The organism is Alcanivorax sp. HI0083, from assembly GCF_001635175.1.
Window position 1 is genome coordinate 1 of record NZ_LWFX01000397.1, and the last position, 595, is coordinate 595.

Consider the following 595-nt stretch of genomic DNA (forward strand, 5'->3'; position numbering starts at 1 on the left):
GGAAAAGCAGTTCCGTAGCTACTACAAGAAAGCGGCCGCTTCCAAGGGCGCAACAGGCGAAGTCCTGCTGCAGCTGCTGGAAGGTCGTCTGGATAACGTGGTTTACCGCATGGGCTTTGGTTCTACCCGTTCCGAAGCGCGTCAGCTGGTTAGCCACCGTGCCATTCTGGTTAACGGCCAGTCTGTGAATGTTGCGTCTTACCAGGTGAAGCCTGGCGACCAGATCAATGTTCGCGAGAAGTCCAAGAACCAGCTGCGCGTGAAGAACGCCATGGAGCTCGCTCAGCAGCGCGGCTTTATGCCGTGGATTGAAGTTGATGACAAGAAGCTGGAAGGTACCTACAAGGCGAAGCCTGAGCGTATCGACCTGCCTGCCGAGATCAACGAAAATCTGATCGTCGAGCTGTACTCCAAGTAAGGACTGCCTGAGGGATCTCTATGACCGCCGTGAACGACTTTCTCACGCCCCGCTCGATCGCGGTCAACGCGATCAACCAGACCCACGCCAAAGTGGTTCTGGAACCGCTGGAGCGTGGTTTTGGCCACACTCTGGGGACTGCGCTGCGCCGCATCCTGATCTCCAGCATGCCCGGCT

At 57.3% G+C, this 595-nt stretch carries 1 protein-coding gene and 1 pseudogene; both read left to right on the forward strand.

Annotated elements, in window-relative coordinates:
- A partial coding sequence (gene rpsD, locus A3754_RS04075) for a 30S ribosomal protein S4 (RefSeq protein WP_063518903.1) occupies positions 1-418 on the forward strand: 418 nt, incomplete at its 5' end.
- Positions 419-438: 20 nt separating this feature from the next.
- Positions 439-595 (forward strand): annotated as a pseudogene (locus tag A3754_RS25920) (DNA-directed RNA polymerase subunit alpha); the annotation flags it as partial.